21 protein-coding genes and 2 pseudogenes are annotated in these 19,993 nt (G+C 36.6%); 17 read left to right on the forward strand and 6 right to left on the reverse strand.

Features of this window, described 5'->3' with window-relative positions; all coding sequences use genetic code 11:
* Positions 1 to 195: 195 nt before the first annotated feature.
* From PMAL9190_RS05750 to PMAL9190_RS05760, 3 genes are all read left to right on the forward strand, one after another.
* Positions 196 to 909: an HNH endonuclease gene (locus tag PMAL9190_RS05750; RefSeq protein WP_087844320.1), complete on the forward strand. Its 714-nt coding sequence runs from the start codon at positions 196 to 198 to the stop codon at positions 907 to 909.
* 371 nt (positions 910 to 1,280) lie between these two features.
* Positions 1,281 to 1,736 (forward strand): YhfG family protein, encoded by a 456-nt coding sequence (locus PMAL9190_RS05755; protein WP_235004297.1) that lies wholly within the window; start codon positions 1,281 to 1,283, stop codon positions 1,734 to 1,736.
* A gap of 317 nt (positions 1,737 to 2,053) precedes the next feature.
* Complete coding sequence (locus PMAL9190_RS05760) at positions 2,054 to 2,704, forward strand: hypothetical protein (protein WP_087844321.1); 651 nt, start codon at positions 2,054 to 2,056, stop codon at positions 2,702 to 2,704.
* A gap of 44 nt (positions 2,705 to 2,748) precedes the next feature.
* On the opposite strand, the pseudogene PMAL9190_RS05765 reads toward PMAL9190_RS05760, so the two are convergent.
* The 4 genes and pseudogenes from PMAL9190_RS05765 to PMAL9190_RS05780 form a co-directional block, all read right to left on the reverse strand.
* Positions 2,749 to 3,003 (reverse strand): annotated as a pseudogene (locus PMAL9190_RS05765) (phage integrase N-terminal SAM-like domain-containing protein); the annotation flags it as partial.
* A gap of 212 nt (positions 3,004 to 3,215) precedes the next feature.
* Positions 3,216 to 3,722, reverse strand: a complete 507-nt coding sequence (locus PMAL9190_RS05770; RefSeq protein ID WP_175354183.1) for a GNAT family N-acetyltransferase — start codon at positions 3,720 to 3,722, stop codon at positions 3,216 to 3,218.
* The gene (locus tag PMAL9190_RS05775; protein ID WP_087844322.1) at positions 3,719 to 3,991 is read right to left on the reverse strand and encodes a type II toxin-antitoxin system TacA family antitoxin; all 273 of its coding nucleotides are present in this window, start codon (positions 3,989 to 3,991) and stop codon (positions 3,719 to 3,721) included. The genes PMAL9190_RS05770 and PMAL9190_RS05775 overlap by 4 nt, the downstream gene beginning before the upstream one ends.
* Before the next feature lie 213 nt (positions 3,992 to 4,204).
* A pseudogene (locus PMAL9190_RS05780) lies at positions 4,205 to 4,444 on the reverse strand (phage integrase N-terminal SAM-like domain-containing protein); the annotation flags it as partial.
* 239 nt (positions 4,445 to 4,683) lie between these two features.
* Here PMAL9190_RS05780 and PMAL9190_RS05785 point away from each other — a divergent pair.
* The 7 genes from PMAL9190_RS05785 to PMAL9190_RS20195 all read left to right on the forward strand — a co-directional run bounded on the left by PMAL9190_RS05785 (position 4,684) and on the right by PMAL9190_RS20195 (position 10,107).
* A complete protein-coding gene (locus PMAL9190_RS05785) occupies positions 4,684 to 5,661 on the forward strand; it encodes an alpha/beta hydrolase family protein (RefSeq protein ID WP_065167675.1) in 978 nt (325 codons plus the stop codon).
* 412 nt (positions 5,662 to 6,073) lie between these two features.
* Positions 6,074 to 6,661: a sugar O-acetyltransferase gene (locus PMAL9190_RS05790; RefSeq protein ID WP_087844323.1), complete on the forward strand. Its 588-nt coding sequence runs from the start codon at positions 6,074 to 6,076 to the stop codon at positions 6,659 to 6,661.
* A gap of 252 nt (positions 6,662 to 6,913) precedes the next feature.
* Entirely contained in the window at positions 6,914 to 7,378 is a 465-nt protein-coding gene (locus PMAL9190_RS05795) for a GNAT family N-acetyltransferase (protein ID WP_087844324.1), read from the forward strand.
* A gap of 385 nt (positions 7,379 to 7,763) precedes the next feature.
* Entirely contained in the window at positions 7,764 to 7,919 is a 156-nt protein-coding gene (locus tag PMAL9190_RS05800; protein WP_370738749.1) for a hypothetical protein, read from the forward strand.
* 14 nt (positions 7,920 to 7,933) lie between these two features.
* Complete coding sequence (locus PMAL9190_RS05805) at positions 7,934 to 9,151, forward strand: MFS transporter (protein ID WP_065167674.1); 1,218 nt, start codon at positions 7,934 to 7,936, stop codon at positions 9,149 to 9,151.
* Between the two features lie 264 nt (positions 9,152 to 9,415).
* Positions 9,416 to 9,751: a hypothetical protein gene (locus PMAL9190_RS05810; protein ID WP_087844325.1), complete on the forward strand. Its 336-nt coding sequence runs from the start codon at positions 9,416 to 9,418 to the stop codon at positions 9,749 to 9,751.
* Positions 9,752 to 9,933: 182 nt separating this feature from the next.
* Positions 9,934 to 10,107 (forward strand): hypothetical protein, encoded by a 174-nt coding sequence (locus PMAL9190_RS20195; protein WP_159458362.1) that lies wholly within the window; start codon positions 9,934 to 9,936, stop codon positions 10,105 to 10,107.
* Positions 10,108 to 10,224: 117 nt separating this feature from the next.
* Here the strand turns inward: PMAL9190_RS20195 and PMAL9190_RS05815 are convergent, their stop codons facing one another.
* Positions 10,225 to 11,070, reverse strand: coding sequence for a cysteine hydrolase family protein (locus tag PMAL9190_RS05815; RefSeq protein WP_087844326.1), 846 nt, complete (start codon positions 11,068 to 11,070; stop codon positions 10,225 to 10,227).
* A gap of 423 nt (positions 11,071 to 11,493) precedes the next feature.
* Between PMAL9190_RS05815 and katE1 the strand changes: the two genes are divergently transcribed.
* The 4 genes from katE1 to PMAL9190_RS05835 all read left to right on the forward strand — a co-directional run bounded on the left by katE1 (position 11,494) and on the right by PMAL9190_RS05835 (position 14,875).
* Complete coding sequence (gene katE1 / locus PMAL9190_RS05820; protein WP_087844327.1) at positions 11,494 to 13,002, forward strand: catalase KatE1; 1,509 nt, start codon at positions 11,494 to 11,496, stop codon at positions 13,000 to 13,002.
* 81 nt (positions 13,003 to 13,083) lie between these two features.
* On the forward strand, positions 13,084 to 13,557 hold the full coding sequence (locus PMAL9190_RS05825; protein WP_087844328.1) for an ankyrin repeat domain-containing protein: 474 nt from the start codon (positions 13,084 to 13,086) through the stop codon (positions 13,555 to 13,557).
* A 25-nt stretch (positions 13,558 to 13,582) separates the two neighbouring features.
* The gene (locus PMAL9190_RS05830) at positions 13,583 to 14,092 is read left to right on the forward strand and encodes a superoxide dismutase family protein (RefSeq protein ID WP_087844329.1); all 510 of its coding nucleotides are present in this window, start codon (positions 13,583 to 13,585) and stop codon (positions 14,090 to 14,092) included.
* Positions 14,093 to 14,209: 117 nt separating this feature from the next.
* Positions 14,210 to 14,875 carry a YoaK family protein gene (locus tag PMAL9190_RS05835; protein WP_235004298.1) on the forward strand — a complete coding sequence of 222 codons (666 nt, stop codon included), beginning with the start codon at positions 14,210 to 14,212 and terminating at the stop codon, positions 14,873 to 14,875.
* A gap of 107 nt (positions 14,876 to 14,982) precedes the next feature.
* Here PMAL9190_RS05835 and PMAL9190_RS05840 read toward each other — a convergent pair whose 3' ends face one another.
* Positions 14,983 to 17,580, reverse strand: coding sequence for a hypothetical protein (locus PMAL9190_RS05840; protein ID WP_159458363.1), 2,598 nt, complete (start codon positions 17,578 to 17,580; stop codon positions 14,983 to 14,985).
* 397 nt (positions 17,581 to 17,977) lie between these two features.
* Between PMAL9190_RS05840 and PMAL9190_RS05845 the strand changes: the two genes are divergently transcribed.
* From PMAL9190_RS05845 to PMAL9190_RS05855, 3 genes are all read left to right on the forward strand, one after another.
* A complete protein-coding gene (locus tag PMAL9190_RS05845) occupies positions 17,978 to 18,574 on the forward strand; it encodes a hypothetical protein (protein WP_065176585.1) in 597 nt (198 codons plus the stop codon).
* Positions 18,575 to 18,883: 309 nt separating this feature from the next.
* Positions 18,884 to 19,144: a hypothetical protein gene (locus PMAL9190_RS05850; RefSeq protein WP_065167660.1), complete on the forward strand. Its 261-nt coding sequence runs from the start codon at positions 18,884 to 18,886 to the stop codon at positions 19,142 to 19,144.
* 452 nt (positions 19,145 to 19,596) lie between these two features.
* Entirely contained in the window at positions 19,597 to 19,983 is a 387-nt protein-coding gene (locus PMAL9190_RS05855; RefSeq protein WP_087844332.1) for a DUF2541 family protein, read from the forward strand.
* Positions 19,984 to 19,993: the final 10 nt, after the last annotated feature.

Consider the following 19,993-nt stretch of genomic DNA (forward strand, 5'->3'; position numbering starts at 1 on the left):
TTGAGTTTTTAAATAAAGCTATGGCTGTCCTATGTACCTCCATTTTGTGATTACTGTCGGGATTAATAACTAAAAATGTATCTGATTTATAATGATTTTTATATTATTACGAGATAAATACGGGCGCATGTTCAAAGAACAAATACGGGCAAGTAGTTAATATAATAAGTTGTTATAAATTGATGAGGATTCATCATGAAAAAAGTTCTCGTAAAGTTGCAGCAAGGAAATATTAATCAAGGTCACTTCTATTTTAATAAGGAGGACCTTGGGGAATTTTTGTCTAAAAATATTCTAGGTGGTAGTTCAAAAGAGAATGCGGCTGATGATGCTGTTTTTTTCTTTTCTGGTATCAATCAGACGATTGAGTCTGATGTAGATAGTGTCAAAAGACTTGTAAGGTATATTCGGAAAAACAAAATATTTAAAACGTTTATTAGCTTTTATGGTTTGAAAGCTGGTGATGTTATTGAAATAAGTAAGCAACGTGATGATTTTTACCATATAACACCATTATCAGGTGGTGAAATATCTAAACACGATGATGAAGCTAGTGTTGCGATGAGAAAGGATGCTGTAATTTCACGGATAGTTCGTGATACATATATATCCAATGAAGTCAAGGTGTTATACGGTTTTTCATGTCAAGTGTGTGGTTTAAAAATTAACACCCCTAAGGGACCATACGCTGAGGGTGCTCATATAAAACCATTGGGTAAACCGCATAATGGACCAGATTTAATGAGTAACATCTTATGCTTGTGCCCTAATCATCACTTAATGTTTGATCGAGGCGTTTTTGTGATTAATGATGATCTGTCACTGAATGGTATAGATGGGAGGTTGCTAGTGCACCCTGATCACGGTGTTGACCTTAGATATATTGAGTACCATCGGAACAATTTATGACAAATAAGAATATGAAAAAACATAGGACACCCATAACTTTCGTAATCTATTTTGATTAATTCTGACTGTGCTCTATAAACAAACGAAAGATAGGACAGCCATAAAAGTGTTAATGGTTCAACGACCGCTACTTTTTCAAATGGGTATAGATGAGACACGATTGTTTTAATGCCCGCGAGGGCGATAGGGAATCTACTAACCGCGCGTTGAGTTTTTAAAATAAAGCTATGGCTGTCCTATGTTCTGTTCATTGAGTTTTTAAAATAAAGCTATGGCTGTCCTATGTTCTGTTCATTTAGCTTTCAAATATAGTAATCATTCCCTTTGAATCGTAAACTAATGTTATTTCCGCATAAATGTGCGAGGTAAGCATGAAATACGAATTATTAATTTTAGCTGCAATGACACGATTAGAATCTCCAAATACTCAAGCTATCGTAGCTGCAACTGGGATTTCTGAACGTAAAGTACAATCTGTAGTTAATTCATTAATTGAAAATTTAGGCTTAAACATTCAAAGAGAGCGCCAGGGCCGAACCTTCCGTTTTTCTATTAATAGCTGGGGTGTTTTTGAATCAGGGAAAGCGATTCAGTCTCAACTTAATGATATTGATTTAGTTATGCCAAGTAATTCAATGCTTTCTTCTTACGAAGAAAAGCATGCCTATTTCGAGCAAGTTAAAATGGATAACTTTAAAGAAAGTATGCGTTTAGAAGGGCATGATGTTGCTAGTAATTTTGATTTATCACTCGACAGAGAGCAACAACGTCAAATTTTGTTAAACAAATACTCAAACGTAAATTCGTTAGAGGCGCTCAATGGCTGATAAATATCGACAGACAGGACAGTCATAAAAGTGTTAATGGTTCAACGACCGTCATTGTTTCAAATCGAGCATAGATGGGACACGATTGTTTAATGTCCGCGAGGGCGATAGGGAATCTACTTGCCGCGCGTTTGATTTTCAAAGTAAAGATATGGTTGCCCTATGTTCATTCTGTGATTTCTATTGGGATTAATAACTAAAAATGTATTTGATTTATATTATTTTTATATCATTGCGAGATAAATACGGGCGCGTGTTCAAAGAACAAATTCGGGCAAGTTGTTAATAGAATAAGTTGTTATGCATAATGGAGACATATGAGCATTTATGAAGATGAAACCAACTTATTCAAAAGTTGGATTGGCAAACGAGAAGGTTTTGTCGTGGATGGTGTCGTGTCGGAAGAACACTATATCAACTCTTCGCTAAAGCTTTGTTTTGTCCTCAAGGAAGTTAATGACGAAGGTGGCGGAGGTTGGGATCTCAGGCAATTTATTCGCGACGGTGCGCGTTGGCAGACTTGGGATAACATTTCGCGGTGGGTTAAGTGCATTTCGAAACTTGATAAAGATGTTTGTTGGTCTGAACTAGCTAACATTACAGAAAATGATAGAAAGGACACGTTAAAATCAATTTGTGCCATGAATCTTAAAAAATCACCGGGTAGGCACACAACTATAAAAGCAAGCTTCAACAAAGTCGTAGCTGAAGATAAAGAATACATACAAAAGCAATACTCATTATATAACCCCGATATAACTGTGTGCTGTGGTACAGGTTGGGACTTTCGTTGGGCTTTAGATCTCGATAAAACGGAAGTGTACGAAACAAGTAGGGGTATTAGTTGGTTTTTAAATACTTATGGCAAGGCTGTGATCATGTTCGCTCATCCATCGGCAAGAGTTCAAGATTCATTATTGATCTATGGCTTAGCTGATGCTGTACGTGAAATTATGCATAACAGATAAGGATATTTGTCGTGCAACCGACACCTATCCGAAGAAAAAACATAAAACACCCATAACTTTCGTAATCTATTTCGATCAATTCTGACTGTGTTCCATGAATGGGTTTTAATCAGTTGAGCAAAGTATCGCTTGAGATCATCAGTGGTTAACGTATCAGGTGATTTATCTAAATGGTGAGTAATGCGACGAAGTGCACGACTATAACCATCAATCGTGGCTGGACGTTTACCTTGTAAAGTTAGGTGGGTAACATATTGTTCATAAAGATAATATGAACGTTGCTGTTGTTCGTTATTCATCATAAATACTCCATTAAAAGGAGTATTAAAGGTGGCTTAATCGCTGTCTACTTTACTCTGCCGCGCAGCGGCTTCGTTCAATAAATGCATCAACACGATTTACTACACTCGGCAATCTCAGTTTGCCTTTAGTTTCGGTGATTAAGGCGTTAAAATTCAGTTAGGTCTGTATAGTAGTAAACGTGTTATGCAGGCGTTAACTGCTTCTCGGTTTAAATTAATTCACCGATACTGGCTCTAATGTCTGCAATTGTAATAAACAATTTGTTATCAGCGTCTTTGAATGCGGTAAAACCGTATTTTTCATAGAAATACTCAGCGCCATCTTTTGCATCAACAATGACAACAGGAAAGGCGACTGTTTCACTTGCCATTAATAGTTTTCTTAGCGCATCAATCAAAAGCCACTCACCGAAACCCTGACCTTTATATCTATGGTCAACTGCTAAGCGGGCAATCAAACCACCAGAAGTTACACTGTGATGTTTCTTTTGTAATTTAGGTGGTAAATCCTGAATATCAATCGGAGTCATGGTTAATGTGTAATAACCAATAATGTGCTCTGGGCATTGCTTATCTTCAAGAACAAAAGTACGAGTATTGTCTTTCTTAGCTTGTTGGCTTGCCATAACTTTCAAGTAATTATTGAGTGCGGTAATACCACAATCAAAACGATTTCGGTCATGTTTAGCTTTTTCTAATTGGACAGTATTCATTATTGAGTTTTATCCATATAACGTGAAGCAGCTTTTTGTAATTTACTATTTGGTTTAGCTGGTTGGTCTAACGCAGTCATTAACGTCATAGCATCTTGTTTACTTAGTTGTAAGGCACGTTCACGTTCCATAATAGTTTTGGCTTTTTCTACAGCCGCACTAAGCACAAATGAGTTAATGCTAGACATACCGGCAATAGCCGCAGCTTGAGACAGTAGTTCTTGTGTATCAATATCTACACGTGCTGTAATACGAGGTAATGTAGTCGCCATAATAATCTCCATTCAGTGTCAAAGTGGCACAAGTGAATTGTAGTTTAATTATTATACGCTGACAAGTTTTGTGTCACTTTGGCACGCAGTTAACAGATAAGGATATGTGTCGCGCAGCCGACACCTATTCGAAGTGTTGGACAAGCCCGAACAGCTTTATATAAGTAAATATTGGGTACATGAAAATAGAAAAACATAGGACACCCATAACTTTCGTAATCTATTTCGATTAATTCTGACTGTGCTCCATGAATGGGTTTTAATCAGTTGAGCAAAGTATCGCTTGAGATCATCAGTGGTTAACGTATCAGGTGATTTATCTAAATGGTGAGTAATGCGACGAAGTGCACGACTATAACCATCAATCGTGGCTGGACGTTTACCTTGTAAAGTTAGGTGGGTAACATGTTGTTCATAAAGATAATATGAACGTTGCTGTTGTTCGTTATTCATCATAAATACTCCATTAAAAGGAGTATTAAAGGTGGCTTAATCGCTGTCTACTTTACTCTGCCGCGCAGCGGCTTCGTTCAACAAATACATCAACACGATTTACTACACTCGACGTCTCAGGTTGTCGGGTGTTTCTCGTTTTAGGGCGTCAATTTTAAGTATAATTGCTTGGTAGTAAACGTGTTATGCAGGCGTTATGTTTACTTTAGCTTATGTGCTATTACAAAAGGATTTGCCAGTTGAAAAAATTTAGAATCGCTGTTGCTTTAACAATGTTTTTATCTCTGTCAGCTAATGCGAATGATGTTGGGTTTAGGAAGATAGATAATGTTTCAAAAGATGGTTTATCTATGGCTGTATTGTATCCAACATCTTCGGAACCAAAGGCTGTAGCTTTTGGACCGTTTAAATTAAACGTTGCAATAGCTGGAGCAATCAAAGATGGTAGTTATCCATTAGCTATTCTATCGCATGGTTCCGGAAGTAGTAGCTTGTCTTATAAGGACATAGCACTTTCTTTAGTTAAGAATGGTTTCATTGTTGTTATGCCTTCGCATCTTCAAAATAATTATTTAGATAATTCGTTAGAAGGCAAGGTAGAGAACTATGTAAATAGGCCGAAGCATATTTCAGCATCTATAGACAAAGCATTATCAATACCTAGTTTAAGTTCACATATTGATACACAGAGAATTGCTGTATTAGGGCACTCCATTGGTGGTTACAGCGCCCTTGTTGTGTCAGGGGGAGTAGCTAGCACCAAAGAATTAATTGATTTGTGCAAAAATGTGCCAACACTATCAGACCCGTATTGTGCACCAGTGCTTGGAAATTTATTAACTCAAAACGTAATCGTGAACTCTAAAGATGCTCGAATTAGCGCACAAGTATTAATGGCGCCTGTAGGGGCACCATTCTTGGCAAAGCACTCATTTGAGAATGTAAATATTCCTACTTTATTATTAGTTTCTGAGAAAGATGAGGAGTTAACTGAGAAATACAATTTCAACGTAATAAAAAATGGTCTTCAAAATACAGGCTTGTTAACTTATAAAATAATCCCTAATGCCGGCCATTATTCATTTTTAACTGCTTACCCTGATTTTTTAAAAGCTGAGTTAGGTGTAATTGCACAAGATCCTGATGGTTTTAATCGTGTAGAGTTTCAAAAAAATATTGGAAACGAAATAGCTACTTACCTAAATAAAGTAATGTGAACGTAAATATAACAAATAAGGATATGTGTCGCGCAGCCGACACCTATTTGAAGTGTTGAACAAGCCTGAACAACCTTATATAAGTAAATATTGCGAATGTCATGAAAGGTGATACTGAAAAGAAGTCGAGCGTTATCCTTTGCGTTAATGCCATTATCCTTATTATTTTTCGTTTTTATCCGGGGCGAAAAACTCCCGCCAATTGCATCACATGCTGACAGGACAGCCATAAAAGTGTTAATGGTTCAACGACCGTCATTTTTTCAATAGTGCATAGATGGGACTCGACTGTTTAATGTCCGCGAGGGCGATAGGGAATCTACTAACCGCGCGTTGAGTTTTTAAAGCAAAGATATGGCTGTCCTATATTCTTCTCCGTCTTTAGGTAACCTTCAACAAGCTAGGTATATAAATGGAAGTATTAAGTAACAGAGAAAAGAGTCATATTAGCGGTCAATTATATAACCCTGACTCAGAGGGTTTGCCTGAAGATAGGCTCAAAGCGGCCAAGCTGTGCCATCAAATTAGTTCGTGCTTCGATGCTGTTGAGAAGAACGCTTTAATCCAAAGTCTCTTTGGTCGTTCTGATCAAACGACTCAATTAAATGGAAACTTCTTCTGTGATTATGGTTACAACATCGAAGTTGGCAAAAATTTCTATATGAACACTAACGGTGTCATTTTAGACTGTGGCAAGGTCATTATTGGTGATTACGTAATGATAGGGCCAAACGTAACATTGTGTACGGCTGGTCATCCGCTTGATACTGCAACACGCTATACCTATGAAGAGTTTGCAAAACCAATTTACATAGCAGACAAGGTTTGGATTGGAGCTAATGTGGTTGTTTTACCTGGGGTAAGTATCGGTTTTGGTGCTGTTGTAGGTGCAGGAAGCGTTGTCACTAAAGACGTTCCTGAAAATGCAGTCGTGGTGGGTAATCCAGCAAGAGTCGTAAAAGAAAACATCAATGCGATACCGGTTGAAACACGCACCTAACGGAAAGACAGAGGAAGACAGGACAGCCATAAAAGTGTTAATGGTTCAACGACCGTCATTTTTCAACTCGAGCATAGATGGGACATGATTGTTTAATGCCCGCGAGGGCGATAGGGAATCTACTAACCGCGCGTTGAGTTTTTAAAGTAAAGGTATGGCTGTCCTATGTTCCTTGGTGGACAAACAACCTTTTCTAATTTCAAGTTGAGAGAGAGCGTAAGCTAATAAGTTGTTATGTGCTAGGAGGGCAGTTTGGACAAAATCTTTATTTCACAATTAGTTGATAGCGATCGAAACTCTGTGTTTGACTTGCTTCAAAACGAGAAAACTATGAGGTTTTTGGGACCTAGAAGACCTTTGACTGATGCAGAAGCTGAGATTTGGTTTACTAATAAACAACAGGCAGAAACGAGGTTTGCTTTCAGGTCTATTGAAACTAACGAAATTGTTGGTTTTTGCGGAATTACTCAACTTGATGGCGAGTTAGACTTTGGGTATTTCATTCGTCAGAAGTTTTGGGGGCAAGGATTAGCGTCTCTAATGTGCAAGTCCGCAATATCCAATCTAGCCCAATCCATCGACTTAATCCAAGTTAAAATCTTCATCGCTTCAGATAATGTGGGTAGCCAAAAAGTGGCGCATAAACTCGGCTGGCAAATAAAGTGCGCAGCTGAGAACGAATTTGAATCAGGGCACTTGTATCAAATACACACATAACAGATATGGATATGTGTCGCGCAGCCGACACCTATTCGAAGTGTTGGACAAGCCCGAGCGGCTTTATATAAGTAAATATTGCGAATGTCATGAAAGGTGATGCTGAAAAGAAGTCGAGCATTATCTTTATTCTTTTTCGTTTTTATCAGAGTCTAAAAATTCCCGCCAATTGCATCACATGCAGCATAGATAAAAGGTTGCGCCGTTAAACGGATGGCAAGCTAAAATTCGCTATGCTTTCTATGCATAATATTGTTGTGTTTTATTCATTTGTTTCGTTTTTTTGTTTTCTCTATCATGCGCGTTCTTTTTTTAACGCATGGTGTTCACTATAAATATCAACACATTAATACGATCACAATCTATCAGCGCCCAATTGTTAAGAATGGCACTGTTACTCGCTGTAACTTTAGTCGCTGTTCATCATTGTCAGCCTTTGCTAGACGCATTAGCAACTAATGCAACGAGCGGAGGATGCCACCAACAAAATAGCGTCACGGCTACAGATAAACCAATCCATTGCCATCAACACGAACAATAAATAGAGCACAATCAATGAGTATTTTCCGTTTCCCGCCATTAGTTTGGCTGGGTATTGGTATTTTAATTTTTAGCTTAGGTATACGACAATCTTTTGGTATTTTTATGATGCCAATTTCAGAGACGTTTGGTACTGGACGTGAATTCTTTAGTTTTGCAATTGCCCTTCAAAATCTTCTTTTTGGTATGTTTCAACCCTTTATTGGTATGGCTGCAGATCGCTTTGGCTCTCGTCGTATTATCATTGGTGGCGCAATTGCTTATAGCTTAGGTTTGTATTTAACCTCAATTGCCACAGAGCCTAGTATGCTTTATTTAAGTATTGGCATGCTTATTGGTTTAGGCTTAAGTGCAACGAGTTATGTAATAATTTTAGGTGCCGTTGCTCAAGTCGTGCCTGCTGAGCATACTGCAAAGGCCTTTGGTCTAACAACGGCTGCGGGTTCATTTGGTATGTTTGCGGTGATCCCTGGTGCTCAAGCTTTATTACATAACTTTGACTGGCAAACAGCGATGCAAATTTTCGCATTAAGCTGTTGTGTTATGGTTGCTTTTGCTTCTTTTATGAAAGTCAGTAAAACCACTGCTGCCAATGCGCCGATTGTTGATAATTCACAAACATTAAAAGAGGCGTTAAAAGAAGCCTTTACCAATAAAAACTATTGGTTGATCCACATGGGATTTTTTGTGTGTGGTTTTCATGTCATGTTTATCGCCACCCATTTACCGAGTTACCTTGGTGATAAAGGGTTACCTGCTCAAACAGCAGCGATGGCCTTAGCATACGTAGGGGTCTTTAATATTTTTGGCTCTTATTTTTGGGGCATCATGGGGGATAAATATGATAAACGTTATGTAATGACAGCCTTGTACTTAGTACGTACTGTCGTTATTGCTGCCTTTATTACTGTTCCTGTGACGGAAATCACTGCTGTTATTTTTGGTGGTGCGATTGGTTTTTGTTGGCTAGGTACGGTGCCATTGACATCAGGATTAGTTCGTCAGATCTTTGGAGCACGTTATTTATCAACACTATACGGATTAGTCTTTTTTACTCATCAAATTGGTAGCTTCCTTGGTGCGTGGGTTGGTGGACGAATTTATGACTTTTACGGTTCATATACCCCAATTTGGTGGTTAACGGTTGTAATGGCATTTATCGCAGCTTTAATTCACTTACCTATAAATGATAAGCCAGTATTACGATTGCAGTTACAGATGCAAAAGAGCTAATAAATCCCCTTTTCTTTAAGGCAAAGATAAGACTAAAAAAGACAGGACAGCTATATGTTTATATGGCTGTCCTTTTTTATATTTTATATAGTAACAGACACATTGATATATATGACGTTATTTTAAATTTATAAATATTAAAGGCTAGTTGATAGGGAAAAGCGATTAACAATACAGCTTTTTATGATTATGAGATATTTAAATTTCGTGGTATAGGTATTTTTAAGGGAGCGTTTATGCTATTGAGTAATTAAGAGAAGCTATATGGAAATAAAAAATGACAGTACGTGTATGACTCGCTGTGACAATATTACATATAGAGCGCCTAAGTTTCATATTCGTGGTTTTGTGGAATACTTTCTTTGGAAGGATGAATTTAATGAAAAGTATATTCAAATTGTTTCAAAAGAAATTGGCCATGATGTTTCTTTAGATGAGGAATATTATTTCTTTTCAATCAGGCAATATAATAATGGTATTTTTTTAGGTATTCTTTGGGGGCTTGATAGACATTTAAATAAGAAAAAAATCAAAAGCATCAAGCTGTTATTGACATTGAAAGCTGTAATTCAACATTATAATCAATTAGACAATACATAAAAAATATTAAATGTGTACTGAGTGAAGTTTCCCATGACTGTCATTTATTAAGGAATGATTATATCGGGAAGTGAGTTTTTTATAAAATAATAATCAAACAGTGAAATTTTATATCCTGCCACTATGTCTAGTTATAAATTAATACTCTAGATAGACACTGTGCTTTTGGGGAAGTGTTAGCTATGAAAACATCTATATTAATTACCAAGAAAGTGAAATATCAATTACAAAAAAAACTACAAGAAGTTAGAGTTGCTATTCTTTGCGGTAATAAAGAAAAACTGCCTCAACTCTTTATTGAACTAGAATCTGAGCAGAAAAAATTTGAACAAAGTTATTCAAAGAAAAAAGGGTAACCATCTACTAATGTTCAATAGTTCTAACAATCATTGCTAATCGCACCGTTATTTTGAACATTTCAATATTCTCTTTCCTATTCATATTGCGCAGTAATACATTGCGCAATATGAGATCTAACGGCGAATAACATCGGTGGTATTAGCGATGTTAACACCTAAAGCGAGCATTCTTTCAACAAAGGCTTGTGCTTGTTTTTCAAAGCCTGCAACAGCGCTGGTGGTATCAATGAGAATCGTTAATTTACGAATGTCATCGCGCGGTAGCTTGTTGATCATTTGTTCTACGGTGCTGGCGACGCAGTGAGATAGCGCCTGTCCTGAGATAAAAACACGATCACTCTGTACGACTAATGTTGCTAATTGGGGATCAAACTGGGTCTTTATATCATCATGGAGTGGGTATTCAGCCTCACATCCTCCATAGTGCTCAGTATGTGGGTTTTCACCTTTAGATATGGTGTGACGTGAAATGTTTTTCTGCTTCTCCCAATTCTCAATAGCTGTTTGAATTGGGGCTACAACGGTATGACCAACTGAATCAATAACACAGTGTGTTGGCCAAATAATGAGGCTGTATTTACCTGTTTGCTCAAGAGACTGAGTATATTCAAGTACATGGTTAAGTTGTTTTAGATCGGTTGGCTGCCACAGACCATCAACAATATCTTGATAGCTAATAAGCGTAAATGGGGCTGGGTGTTGGCCAAGCTTATTTTGCCAATAAATCGCATGTGCAATATCGTACTCATGGTGGCTATCAAGGGTTACCACGATATTGTTGATGTTAGTTTGTTGCTGATGAATAAAGCGAGCCAATCGTTGCGCGTCTTCCCATGAATGGGGAACAGGAAGGGCGGGAGAGATTGTCTGTGCGGCTACATTACGTTGCTCATGTAATGGAACATCATAAAAGTCGTATTGAGGATCAATAATAAGTAATGATGTTATTGTTTGATGCATTGCATACTCCTTTATGCTTTGAGTTATTAATGAGTAACAGATAGTAATAAAACCGATTAAATATACGTGGGTAAGCGGTAATTGGAAAGAAATATCATGGTTATCTAAATCTTCAAAGAGGAAGGATAGATACGTGTTTTTTGTTAATAAGCATATGGCTGTCCCAGCGTCTTTGATCTTCTATTTTAGTCCATTAGTAGCAATAAACTCCCCTTAAGTATTTATTACCATTTTGTATTTTCTTCGAAATTAATGACTAATAGCATTAAATTTCTTATTAAAATTTCATTGGTAATTCCTATTAGTGCTATTGATATTAACAATTATGCATTTTGAATATATCAATATACTTTTGCAGCGAAGTAAAAATTCGTCAGATACAGATATCTGTGTTCATGGAATATTTTTATAAGGGAAATAATTATGCGAACGTCAAAGAATATATTGTTAATAACGACAGTGTTAGCTAGTGTACCTTTGCAAGCTCAAACAATAACGAGAGATAATGGTGCGCCTGTTGGCGATAATCAGAATTCAATAACAGCTGGTGCAAATGGCCCTGTCCTGCTGCAGGATGTTCAGCTCATTCAAAAACTTCAGCGTTTTGCTCGAGAGCGTATTCCAGAACGTGTTGTTCATGCTCGAGGTACAGGCGCACATGGTGAGTTTGTTGCAACAGCTGATTTTTCAGAATTGACATCATCTGTACCTTTTGCTGAGAAAGGCAAGAAAACCCCTGTTTTTGTTCGTTTTTCGACAGTGATCCATTCTAAGGGCTCTCCTGAAACATTACGAGATCCTCGAGGATTTGCGACTAAATTTTATACTGAACAGGGAAATTGGGATTTAGTTGGTAATAACTTGCCCGTATTTTTTATACGTGATTCGATTAAGTTTCCTGATATGGTGCACGCTTTAAAACCATCACCTATCACTAATATACAGGATCCAAATCGCTTTTTTGATTTCTTTAGCTTACAACCTAGTGCCACCAATATGCTGACATGGGTTTATAGTAATTTAGGTACACCTGCGAGCTATCGAACAATGGATGGATTTGGTGTTCACGCATATAAATGGATAAATAAGCAAGGCGATGTCAATTATGTTAAATTTCAATGGAAAAGCCAGCAGGGTGTAAAAAGCCTTAGACCGAATGAAGTTGCTGAGATTCAGGGTAAAGATTTTAACCATTTAACCAACGATCTGTACACAGAGATAAAGGCTGGTAACTATCCTAAATGGGATCTATATGTAAAAGTATTATCTCCAGAGCAAATGAGTAAACTTCAATATAACGGATTAGATGCAACTAAATCATGGTTAAATATTCCGGATAAAAAAGTAGGCACGATGACCTTAAATCGTGTACCTGATAATTTCTTTTTAGAAACAGAACAAGCAGCTTTTGCACCGTCTAATTTAATTCCTGGTATTGAACCATCTGAAGACCGTTTATTACAAGGGCGTTTGTTTGCTTATGCTGATACACAAATGCATCGTGTTGGAGTAAATCAATTTCAGCTACCAATAAATCGTCCATTAGCTCAAGTGAATAACTATAATCAAGATGGATTTAGTAATAACGCTAACCATGATTCAAATATTAACTATGAGCCAAGTAATAATATAAAGTTATCACAAGATCCGCAGTATAAAAATGTTGAAACAAAACTGAGTGGTGTGACTCAACAAAAAGCGATCGCTAATCCACGTGATTTTTATCAAGCTGGCGTATTTTATAGAAGTCTGAGTGAGCAAGATAAAACAGATCTTATTCATAATCTTTCTGGTGATTTGAATAAAGTTAATAATGAAGCAATAAAAATAAAAATGGTGAGTTATTTTTATTTAGCAGATGAAAACTATGGAATGCGCTTAGCAAAAGCGACACATGTACCATTAGAGAAAATAATGAAAAATAGTAAATAAATAATATTAACTTACAAAGAATATTACTAATTCCCCCCGCTTAGTATCTTTGTAAGTTTCTTCTTTTTAGAGGTTAAGGAAATGAAAAATATTATTTATATGACGTTTTCTCTGCTGTTATTAGCGTCATCAAATTTTGCAATGGCATTAGACAGTCATAAAAAAGATGCTGAGCAGCTAATTCAATTATTTTTTGATGCAGCTAGAGTTGGAAATAATGAAGTATTGCATGAATTTATTTATGCTGGATTTCCTCTCAATGAGCCCAATAGTCAAAGTTATACTGCATTGATGGTTGCGGCTTACTATGGTCATGAATCATCAGTCGATTTATTACTTAAAGAAGGCGCTAATGCTTGTATTGAGGATAAAAGAGGCAACACTGCTTTTATGGGTGCTTTAATTAAAGGTGAAGTGAAAATAGCAAAGACGTTATATAAGGCGGAGTGTCGTTACGGTGATCATCGCAATAAATCAGGACTAAATCTGACAGAATTTGCTACTTTATTTGGACAACAAAAAGTATTAGAAACACTGAATCAATCAGCGTTGTAGGATAATTAATAAAAGGAATAAAAATATGAAAAAAATACTGCTATCCGCTTTAATCTTAGCTTCAGCGAGTGCCAGTGCTGCGGATCTTTCTGTTAAGATGACAGATCTTAATACCGGTACAATGGTAGGGACTATATCGGCACACCAAACAAAATATGGTGTTGTTTTCACTCCACATTTAACCGGATTACCAGCAGGCTTACATGGTTTTCATGTCCATGTTAATCCATCATGCGCTACGACAGAAAAAATGGGTAAAGTTGTTTTAGGTGGAGCAGCAGGAGGGCATTATGATCCTATGCACACTAATAAACACGGTTATGCATGGACGAATGATAACCATCTAGGTGATTTACCCCCTCTTTATGTCGACATGAAAGGTAATGTTGAGCAACCTGTTTTAGCACCTAGATTAACGTTGGCTGATTTAAAAGGCCGAGCATTAATGATTCATGCTGGTGGTGATAACCATTCAGATCACCCTAAACCTCTTGGTGGTGGTGGCGCGCGTATGGTTTGTGGCGTAATTAAGTAATAAATGAGATAGCCATAATATAATCAAAACTATTATGGCTATGTTTAGCCTATGTTAAATCTTCGAAATAAATGTAATACTGACGATATTGTTATCATTATTTAATATTATAAGCCATTGAATCTATCTTTAATTAAACCAGCTATTCTTTCAGCAATGCCATTCTTATTATTATTTAGTGCCGGTATTGTTGATGCTATTGGTTTTATCCATCTTAAAAATGGTCTATTTGTATCCTTCATGAGCGGTAACACAACCCATGTGGCAATGTTGTTGTCCAGTCATCAATATGGACAATCAATATCTTATATAGGAGTGATTTTGCTATTTGTTAGCGGGATCACTGTTGGTGAGATGATTGCTGTATTGCAGAAAAAAAATTATCGCTGGCTGGTGATGAGCGCTGTTTCTATATTGCTAGGTAGCGCTATTTTTATCGAAAAAATTACCGCTCCAATGGCAACTAACTTTGTACTCGCTTTTGCGATGGGGCTACAAAATATTGCTTTAAGGATCACAATCAGTAAGGCGATGCCATTAACATTTGCCACTGCCTTTCTAGCAAATACAGGCCGAGAACTCGCGTTATTATTGCTTGGACAAGGTGATAAACAGTTATTTTTAAAGCAACTTAGCTTATGGCTTGCTATTTTTATTGGTGCGATAGTCGGTAGTAATTTAATGGCGTTCTCATTAAATTACGCAATAGTTGTACCTATTGTATTGTGTCTATGCATTACGGGATTACTTTTTTGGTTAAAAGATCTAACCAATGACGATTAACTGATTACGATTAAATAATATTAAGAGTGGAAGGTTACGAATAAAAGAAAGGGGTGCGGCAGTACACCACAACCCTTTGTCTAACATACTTCTGTTAAGAGAGGATGTTAATAAGGTAATTCACCGGCCTTATCTAACTCGTTGTAAACATCTACAAATAGTTTTGCAAAGTGGATTTCTTTCCAGTTACACGGTACTGGAGGGCAACCGTCATACCAACTGTTACCAATTTGCTCACCGAGGTACAGAGCAAAATCATACATTTCACCACGCTCAACTTTATCTAGTTCACCATCAGATAAGCCAAATACGGTACCAGCACTCTTACCAAAGCTGAATGTATTTTGGAAACCAGACTGCTTGCGGTAATTAACAAAACCATTTGAATTTAAGGTCTTATCAAGTAAATCGGCATACAGGGCGTCAGTATTAAATGTCGTGCCATATAGGAACATATCATGACCATATGTCTCTTTATAATTCAGCAGTTTGTTTTTGAAGTTATCACTTGAAACAATGTAAGCAACATTTGAGATTAACTCAATATGACGTTTAATACTATTTGCATCCCACGGCTTTTCTGCAACAGGATTAGTGAGTAATTGATTGGTGAATGTTACGTCCCATGTTGCATCTATTTTATTTAACTTATCCAACAACGGATGTTTAGTGGCTGTGCTGTAACGTGCATCAATCAAATGCTGTGTGCCGTAATGGCCGTATGTGTTACCTACACCGTCAAGTGTGCTTAACATTTTGGTATAATTATAAACGCCACGTCCATCAACAGTATTAAAGCTGTTGTCTACATTAAGATCAGCAAGTGGCAATGTAATACGGGTGTAAGCTGGAAGTTTATCTAACTGAGCTAAACGCGCCCAACTATGTTGACTATGTGCACGAATATCAAGATCTAGCTGCTGGAGATCGACTTCAGTGAAGTTCGTTATTTCAACGGTATGGCGGTCAACAAGACGGACATTAACCATTGAGCCCATATTGGCAGAAATTGACCATAAACCTTCGTTAAGGCCATCTTGTAATACTTTACGAACGTTGGCTGTATGTGGCAAATCATCAAATGCTAATTGCGCTGTAGGTACATATGCATTTGGCGTAAACGTAAGTGTATCTAATTTATCCAGTGCAACTGTTTCAATGATCGAATTGGTTAAAGAAACAATTTCATTATCACGAACCAGCAAGTCATTACCGTTTACCCAAAAATGATCAATCAGATAAACCGCTTTTTCTGCATCCTTAAATTGGTAATCATTGGCAATAAACTGCTGAATGTCATACATAGCAAAGCGTGTAGTCGATTCAACATATTGACCATTATTTTCTTTTACAAAAATATAGTTACCATTGGCATCCATTGCTTCAACGCCACCTAGGTTTTTATGTATTGGTTGCAGTGTCACCCCTTGTGATAGAGATGCTAAATCATAAACAGCTGAGCCTTGAGTACCACCTGCAAGTAATTTAGTGCCAATAAACTCAAGTGAGGTAGGGCGACCATGAGCATAACTTAAGTAAGCAAATGGTTGTAGTGATTGTGTTTCACCATTTTTTAGTTGAACATGTTGATAAGCAGTAATTTTTTCAGCATCGGCAACCAAAATATACTGGTTATTAATAGCGATTTTCGCCTGGCCTGCATGTTGAACAGCATAAGAATACTGGTATTGGCTATTTTCACCATTAAAAACATCAATTCGATTATGAGCACTAATGGCTGAAACAAATAATTGTGACTTGTAGCTACGTAAGTCGTCTAAGCCTTTGTACGGTTGATCTTCACTAATACCAAAGATTTTAGTGGTTGTATTATCTTTGGTGTCATAAATACCTACCATCGGCACATCATGCTGACTATTTTCTGCGGTAGGTGATTGTGCCACAATCAGCTTGTTGCCAATATTTTCAAGCGATACCATATTAGCGTATTCTGCATTAACGCCAAATTTATACGGTGCAAGGTGAGTTGCAGCTAATGGTGTGTTTGTTTCAGAGCCAACAAAACAAGTGAGAGCTTCATTTAATACGTTATCAGTATCTAAATGACCATCGGGTAGATATTCAAGTACACAACCATTACCCCAGTCGTAATTTCCCCATTCTTTATTAACAACAACAACGCCGCCTTCATACATGGAGAATTCCCAGCTTTGATCAAAAAAGCTGAATAAGTTACGGGTCGCACTATCATCAGCCCAATTACGTAATGGCACAATAGGTGTACCATGTTGTTGATCTATTTCATAATTAATGCCATTTAATTCAATGAATTTTTTACCGTCTTTAAAGAAATAGAAGTCAGGATTATTAGCAAATGATTTTAGTTCCTGAACACGCTGGACCATTTTATTTGCCATTTCGCTCATAATTTGAACGTACTTAACCTGACTAGCAGTATCAAGATCTGGTGTGATTTCAGGAATAGGGGGTGGAGGTAATACCTCTTCAGGGATAGTGTCTGATTCTAATTCAGCAATAAAGATCCATGGTGATTCCCAAGTATTTTGAGTGATATTAGCGGGCGATTCATTTGGGTTTACCCACCACTGAGCTTCAAAAAGATTGCCATTGAGTTGCACTTGTTCTTTAGCTGAATAACTTTTGTTTGGATCATATGTTTCTGTGGCATATACCGATCCAGATGCAGTTAGTAACATTGCTATAGATAATAAGTTTCTACGCATATTGAACTCCATAAATTAATAATAGGGTAACGTGGCGGATGATAGACAACAGCCCTATTGCAGTTGTGAGCTACAAGCTGTTATCGATAAACTCATCTATAAGTAATTCCTTTACTTACCAATATATACACTTATACATTGATAGTCTCTATTTTTTGCTTTTATTTTTTTGTTTTTTTAGAAGTCAATGGGGCGATAACTTATTGCAATATAAGATCGTTGTTGATGTTTTTTGAGTGGAACGTCACAAATCTATTTTTACTGGAATGTTGCAGAGAATAATTAACACACAATTATATGCCATTTGGTTTATATGGTGGCTGTTAACTGTTAATATTGAATTTCAGCTGGCTGGTTGAATTTTGACCATGAATGTAGTGAAACAAAAGGATTTGTTATGAAGATTTTTTTTGGATTTTTTTTGGTTACATTATCATTAAGTTCAATGGCAAATGAAATAGAAGCGCCATTTGGTTTCGTCTGGGGGCAATCGTATCAACAAATTAGCAGTAAAGTATTATTAACTGATTGTTCTACAAGAAAACATTTAATGATGTGTGAAACAACACAACCGATTAAAAAAGTCTCTTATGGTGAGCGTTATATCGTTGTCATCGATCATAAGCATGGGCTCCAAAAAGTAATCCTTGTTAGTCGAAATATTACCAGCGATAAATTAGGTGCTGAAGGAAAAGCGTTATACAGCCAAATAAAGAAAAGCTTAACTAAAAAATATTATCCTCCTCAAGTTACTGATTATTCAGCTAGTGATAACGATAGTGATAGCGCGTTCTATCAATGCTTAAAGACTAATGATTGTGGTAGCTGGTTGTCTCATTGGAATGGAAAGGATGGCAGCCAGGCAATGGTTGAGTTGAAAGGCTTATCCGATGGAAAAGGGTATTTAATGATGACATACCAATCAAATAAGTGGGAACAGATCATTAAGTTTGTAAATGTAGAAAAAAAGAAATCAGACTTTGATGCATTATAGTACTTCAGCCTTTATTCGTTAGCCTAACATTTGATGTATTAATTTTCCTTATTAGATAAAAATATTGAATTTGGTTACTTAAAGAAACAAAGTCTTATATAGCGATGATAAATGGAATAAAAGCAGCATAAAATAGATTGTATTCGTGGTTTTCATCACCTTTTTTGTTGATTTTTTCGTTGAATAAATAATTAAACTCACTATAGAATGTGATGGTTATGTTACAGATGTAATAATCAATTTATCTGACTTACATGGAATGAATAATGAGTAAGTCATATTAGATACATTAATCATAAGGAAATGACGATGCAGTGGGATGACGTAAATGGCCCAAGATCTTTCTTTGGCAAAGCACCGGTTGATATTTATAAACCTATTGAAATAGGTGAAACTGCAAAACTCCGCTCAAATAGGCATGAAATTAAAGTGAAAATTGTCGATTGTCAGTCTGATTTTATGAAAGGCGAAGTGATTGAAATGAGTGCTGATCTCGAACTAGAGATGCTTGTTCAGGGTGATATGGTTAATTTTACCCCTCAAAACATTGTGACGTTATACCGTAATTAATAAAACAATACATCATCTCTGATAGATATAATGATTATATTGGAGATGATCTATTATTAATGTACTTAAAGGCGTCATCGCAATAATGACAACGTTAAGACCATTAATGTTTGTGTTCCCCGTTAACATTTGCTGCTAGTTTTAGAGCGGTTCGATCTTACTTAAATACCAAAGCGACCTCATAAGAATTGTCGATGATTTCTTATTTATTAAAAAACAAAGTTACTGGTGTTTTCTGGTTGTTAACATTGTAATCGAATTGTTTTATTAGTGTGTGGGTAGTGATGTGGTGATTTAATTAGCCGCTTTTATAGATAATAATGACACATTTTAGAATATTAAAGGTTTTAATTTGTGACTATTAATTTGTTTTAGCTGTGAATAATTGCTCGTTTTCATATTTATTTACGCTACGATGGTGGCAATTTTTAGCTTGCTTATCTAATGAGATCATGAATATAAAAAAGGCTCTTCCTTACCTGTTTGTTACCCTTGGTTTTTTCGGCAGCCTATCAACGGCTCACGCTTATGACCAAATTACACTAGGGCGTACTATTTTACTTGAAATTGGTAACCATGGCGCAAAAATCCCGTTGATAGTATGCCGTAATACTGATGCGATTAAAGTAAAAGCAGAGCGTAATTTACGCCTTGAACGTATAAAGGTAACGTTTAGAAATGGTGAAACACGTAATATTTCGTTTTACCGCGACCTTAAAAAGAATCAAGAAACAAGTTGGCGTAAATTCTCATACAAGCGTTGTGTGAAGAAGTTAGAAGTGTTTGGTAATTCTGACGGCACTCGTGCTGGCGTTAAAGTATTTGGTCGTCAAAAATAAATTAGAAGAT

The organism is Photobacterium malacitanum (assembly GCF_900185615.1).
Classification (GTDB): domain Bacteria; phylum Pseudomonadota; class Gammaproteobacteria; order Enterobacterales; family Vibrionaceae; genus Photobacterium; species Photobacterium malacitanum.